The sequence below is a fragment of the Kocuria sp. LHG3120 genome, assembly GCF_049897445.1.
Lineage (GTDB): Bacteria > Actinomycetota > Actinomycetes > Actinomycetales > Micrococcaceae > Kocuria > Kocuria rosea.
The window spans coordinates 1-5,404 of the sequence record NZ_JAFCWG010000017.1 but is presented as its reverse complement, the minus strand read 5'-3'; the positions used below and the strand labels follow the sequence as shown (position 1 = coordinate 5,404).

Sequence of the window (5,404 nt, the reverse complement as noted above, 5' to 3'; positions counted from 1 at the left end):
GGGGGTGGGGGTGTGGTGTAAGTTGTCGGCTTATTAGTACCGGTCGGCTGCACACGTCGTTGGTTCGTGCTTCCACCTCCGGCCTATCAACCCAGTGGTCTAGCTGGGGGCCTCTCACACACTAGGTGCGTGGAAATCTCATCTCGAAGCGAGCTTCCCGCTTAGATGCTTTCAGCGGTTATCTCTTCCGAACGTAGCGAAGCAGCGGTGCACCTGGCGGTACAACTGCCATACCAGAGGTTCGTCCGTCCCGGTCCTCTCGTACTAAGGACAGGTCTTCTCAAATTTCCTGCGCGCGCAGCGGATAGGGACCGAACTGTCTCACGACGTTCTGAACCCAGCTCGCGTACCGCTTTAATGGGCGAACAGCCCAACCCTTGGGACCAACTCCAGCCCCAGGATGCGACGAGCCGACATCGAGGTGCCAAACCATGCCGTCGATATGGACTCTTGGGCAAGATCAGCCTGTTATCCCCGAGGTACCTTTTATCCGTTGAGCGACGGCCATTCCACAATGTACCGCCGGATCACTAGTCCCGACTTTCGTCCCTGCTCGAGCTGTCGCTCTCACAGTCAAGCTCCCTTGTGCACTTACACTCGACACCTGATTGCCAACCAGGCTGAGGGAACCTTTGGGCGCCTCCGTTACTCTTTAGGAGGCAACCGCCCCAGTTAAACTACCCATCAGGCACTGTCCCTGACCCGGATCACGGGCCGAAGTTAGATGTCCAGAGTGACCAGAGTGGTATTTCAACGTTGACTCCACGTGCACTGGCGTGCCCGCTTCACCGTCTCCCACCTATCCTACACAAGCCACACCGAACACCAATACCAAACTATAGTAAAGGTCTCGGGGTCTTTCCGTCCTGCTGCGCGTAACGAGCATCTTTACTCGTACTGCAATTTCGCCGAGTTCATGGTTGAGACAGCGGGGAAGTCGTTACTCCATTCGTGCAGGTCGGAACTTACCCGACAAGGAATTTCGCTACCTTAGGATGGTTATAGTTACCACCGCCGTTTACTGGGGCTTAAATTCTCCGCTTCGCCGTGAGGCTAACAGGTCCTCTTAACCTTCCAGCACCGGGCAGGAGTCAGTCCGTATACATCGTCTTGCGACTTCGCACGGACCTGTGTTTTTGATAAACAGTCGCTTCCCCCTGGTCTCTGCGGCCCTTACCCGCTCGCACCAGCAAGTGGTGTCCACGGTCGGGGCCCCCCTTCTCCCGAAGTTACGGGGGCATTTTGCCGAGTTCCTTAACCATGATTCTCTCGATCGCCTTAGTATTCTCTACCTGATCACCTGTGTCGGTTTGGGGTACGGGCGGCTGGAACCTCGCGTCGATGCTTTTCTCGGCAGCATAGGATCACCGAATCCCCCCACGAATGGGGGTCCCGTCACGTCTCAGGCTCAATGATCCGCGGATTTGCCAACGGATCGCCCTACACGCTTAGACCGGGTCTACCATCGCCCGGCTCGGCTACCTTCCTGCGTCACACCTGTTAATACGCTTACCTCCCCGGTTCAGGTCCCACGCTCCCCGGAGCCGGCGGCGACCAATGGTCACCGCATGGCCCGGTTCGGGTGGTTAGTGTCCCCGGTTCGATAGGGGCGGTTCTTCGCCGGTACGGGAATATCAACCCGTTGTCCATCGACTACGCCTGTCGGCCTCGCCTTAGGTCCCGACTGACCCAGGGCAGATTAGCTTGACCCTGGAACCCTTGATCATCCGGCGGACGGGTTTCTCACCCGTCATTCGCTACTCATGCCTGCATTCTCACTCGTGTGGGCTCCACCACTGGGTCACCCCGCAGCTTCACTGCCCACACGACGCTCCCCTACCCATCGCACCACCTGAACCGGCCTAAAGACCGGTTGGGTATCATTGGTGCAATGCCACAACTTCGGCGGTGTACTTGAGCCCCGCTACATTGTCGGCGCGGAATCACTTGACCAGTGAGCTATTACGCACTCTTTCAAGGGTGGCTGCTTCTAAGCCAACCTCCTGGTTGTCTAAGCAACTCCACATCCTTTCCCACTTAGCACACGCTTAGGGGCCTTAGTTGGTGGTCTGGGCTGTTTCCCTCTCGACTATGAAGCTTATCCCCCACAGTCTCACTGCTACGCTCTCACTTACCGGCATTCGGAGTTTGGCTGACGTCAGTAACCTTGTAGGGCCCATCGGCCATCCAGTAGCTCTACCTCCGGCAAGAAACACGTAACGCTGCACCTAAATGCATTTCGGGGAGAACCAGCTATCACGAAGTTTGATTGGCCTTTCACCCCTACCCACAGCTCATCCCCTCCATTTTCAACTGAAGTGGGTTCGGTCCTCCACGCGCTCTTACACGCGCTTCAACCTGGCCATGGGTAGATCACTTCGCTTCGGGTCTAGATCACGCCACTCACTCGCCCTGTTCAGACTCGCTTTCGCTACGGATACCCCTCACGGGTTAACCTCGCGACGTAACACTAACTCGCAGGCTCATTCTTCAAAAGGCACGCCGTCACCTTGTAGGGCTCCGACGGTTTGTAGGCACACGGTTTCAGGTACTATTTCACTCCCCTCCCGGGGTACTTTTCACCTTTCCCTCACGGTACTGGTCCGCTATCGGTCATCAGGTAGTATTTAGGCTTACCAGGTGGTCCTGGCAGATTCACACGGGATTTCTCGGGCCCCGTGCTACTTGGGTACGCGTACCGTGCGGCAGCAACGATTTCGTCTACGGGACTCTCACCCTCTCCGGTCCGGCACTCACACCGGTTCGACTATCGCCCTGCACTCACACGCCCGGGCCGGCAGACCCGGGACGACACGCCCCACGACCCCGATGATGCAACCCCTGCCGGGTATCACACACCATCGGTTTGGCCTCTTCCGCGTTCGCTCGCCACTACTGACGGAATCACTGTTGTTTTCTCTTCCTGTGGGTACTGAGATGTTTCACTTCCCCACGTTCCCTCCACACACCCTATGAATTCAGGTGCGGGTCACCACGCATAACACGCGGCGGGGTTTCCCCATTCGGAGACCCTCGGATCACAGCTCGTTTATCAGCTCCCCGAGGCTTATCGCAGATTACCGCGTCCTTCATCGGCTCCTGATGCCAAGGCATCCACCGTGCGCCCTTAAAAACTTGCCACATGATCACAGAACACACCGATACCACCACCACCACACCCCAACGGGGCACGGCAGCAGTATCTCGGCGATCAATCACGAACACGGCACCACAACCCACCAAACCACCACCCCGACCCTTACGAGAAGGAGGAAGCCGTCCGGCTGCTTGCGGCACCTGTTCTTAAGATGCTCGCGTCCACTATACAGTTCTCAAACAACAACCCGCACACCCTGCACACTGGTGGCAGTACCCCCGAAAGGGAACACGACCACCGGCAGGACGCCGGGAACCCAGACACAACACCCCCACCCCCACCAAAGGGGACGGGGCCTGTTGTCTCAGGACCCAATAGTGCGCCACGGACCACACCCACCACCGGACCGGCTCTCTTCCACCACCCACACCGGACGAACCCGCAAGGGTCCACCACGGTGGGACAGGTACTAGGACCCGACCCGGCCGGCAACCCCCACACCCGCCGGATCGGAACCCGGGAAGCACAGGAGGAGTGCGGCCACTTGCTCGTTGATATTCCACCCATGAGCTCACCCCACCAGCACCACGGACGGGCACTAGGGCGGGGGCGACCACCACACGGTGGTCAACGGCTCCTTAGAAAGGAGGTGATCCAGCCGCACCTTCCGGTACGGCTACCTTGTTACGACTTAGTCCCAATCGCCAGTCCCACCTTCGACGGCTCCCTCCCACAAGGGGTTAGGCCACCGGCTTCGGGTGTTACCAACTTTCGTGACTTGACGGGCGGTGTGTACAAGGCCCGGGAACGTATTCACCGCAGCGTTGCTGATCTGCGATTACTAGCGACTCCGACTTCATGAGGTCGAGTTGCAGACCTCAATCCGAACTGAGACCGGCTTTTTGGGATTAGCTCCACCTCACAGTATCGCAACCCTTTGTACCGGCCATTGTAGCATGCGTGAAGCCCAAGACATAAGGGGCATGATGATTTGACGTCATCCCCACCTTCCTCCGAGTTGACCCCGGCAGTCTCCTATGAGTCCCCACCATCACGTGCTGGCAACATAGAACGAGGGTTGCGCTCGTTGCGGGACTTAACCCAACATCTCACGACACGAGCTGACGACAACCATGCACCACCTGTCCACCAGCCCCGAAGGGAAACCCCATCTCTGGGGCGGTCCGGTGAATGTCAAGCCTTGGTAAGGTTCTTCGCGTTGCATCGAATTAATCCGCATGCTCCGCCGCTTGTGCGGGCCCCCGTCAATTCCTTTGAGTTTTAGCCTTGCGGCCGTACTCCCCAGGCGGGGCACTTAATGCGTTAGCTACGGCGCGGAAAACGTGGAATGTCCCCCACACCTAGTGCCCAACGTTTACGGCATGGACTACCAGGGTATCTAATCCTGTTCGCTCCCCATGCTTTCGCTCCTCAGCGTCAGTAACAGCCCAGAGACCTGCCTTCGCCATCGGTGTTCCTCCTGATATCTGCGCATTTCACCGCTACACCAGGAATTCCAGTCTCCCCTACTGCACTCTAGTCTGCCCGTACCCACTGCAGACCCGGGGTTGAGCCCCGGGCTTTCACAGCAGACGCGACAAACCGCCTACGAGCTCTTTACGCCCAATAATTCCGGACAACGCTTGCGCCCTACGTATTACCGCGGCTGCTGGCACGTAGTTAGCCGGCGCTTCTTCTGCAGGTACCGTCACTCTCGCTTCTTCCCTACTGAAAGAGGTTTACAACCCGAAGGCCGTCATCCCTCACGCGGCGTCGCTGCATCAGGCTTCCGCCCATTGTGCAATATTCCCCACTGCTGCCTCCCGTAGGAGTCTGGGCCGTGTCTCAGTCCCAGTGTGGCCGGTCACCCTCTCAGGCCGGCTACCCGTCGTCGCCTTGGTGAGCCATTACCCCACCAACAAGCTGATAGGCCGTGAGCCCATCCAAAACCAGTAAAACCCTTTCCACCACCCACCATGCGGTAAGAGGTAGTATCCAGTATTAGACCCAGTTTCCCAGGCTTATCCCAGAGTCAAGGGCAGGTTACTCACGTATTACTCACCCGTTCGCCACTAATCCACCCAGCAAGCTGGGCATCATCGTTCGACTTGCATGTGTTAAGCACGCCGCCAGCGTTCGTCCTGAGCCAGGATCAAACTCTCCGTCAAAAAAACAACGAAAACATCAAACCCCGGCTGAAAATGTCGCCACCACCCCACGGAGGCAGGACGGCAACAACCAATCAACCGAATAAAACATCCGGTATCAACAAACATGGCACACTATTGAGTTCTCAAACAACAGACC

General features: G+C 57.7%; 2 rRNA genes. Both read right to left on the bottom strand.

The features are described 5' to 3' along the window. Positions 1-13 precede the first annotated feature (13 nt). Positions 14-3,141 (bottom strand): 23S ribosomal RNA (locus tag ACP7CD_RS18320). A gap of 598 nt (positions 3,142-3,739) precedes the next feature. Beyond that, positions 3,740-5,265 (bottom strand): 16S ribosomal RNA (locus ACP7CD_RS18315). The 16S and 23S rRNA genes sit together here, the layout of an rRNA operon. Positions 5,266-5,404: the final 139 nt, after the last annotated feature.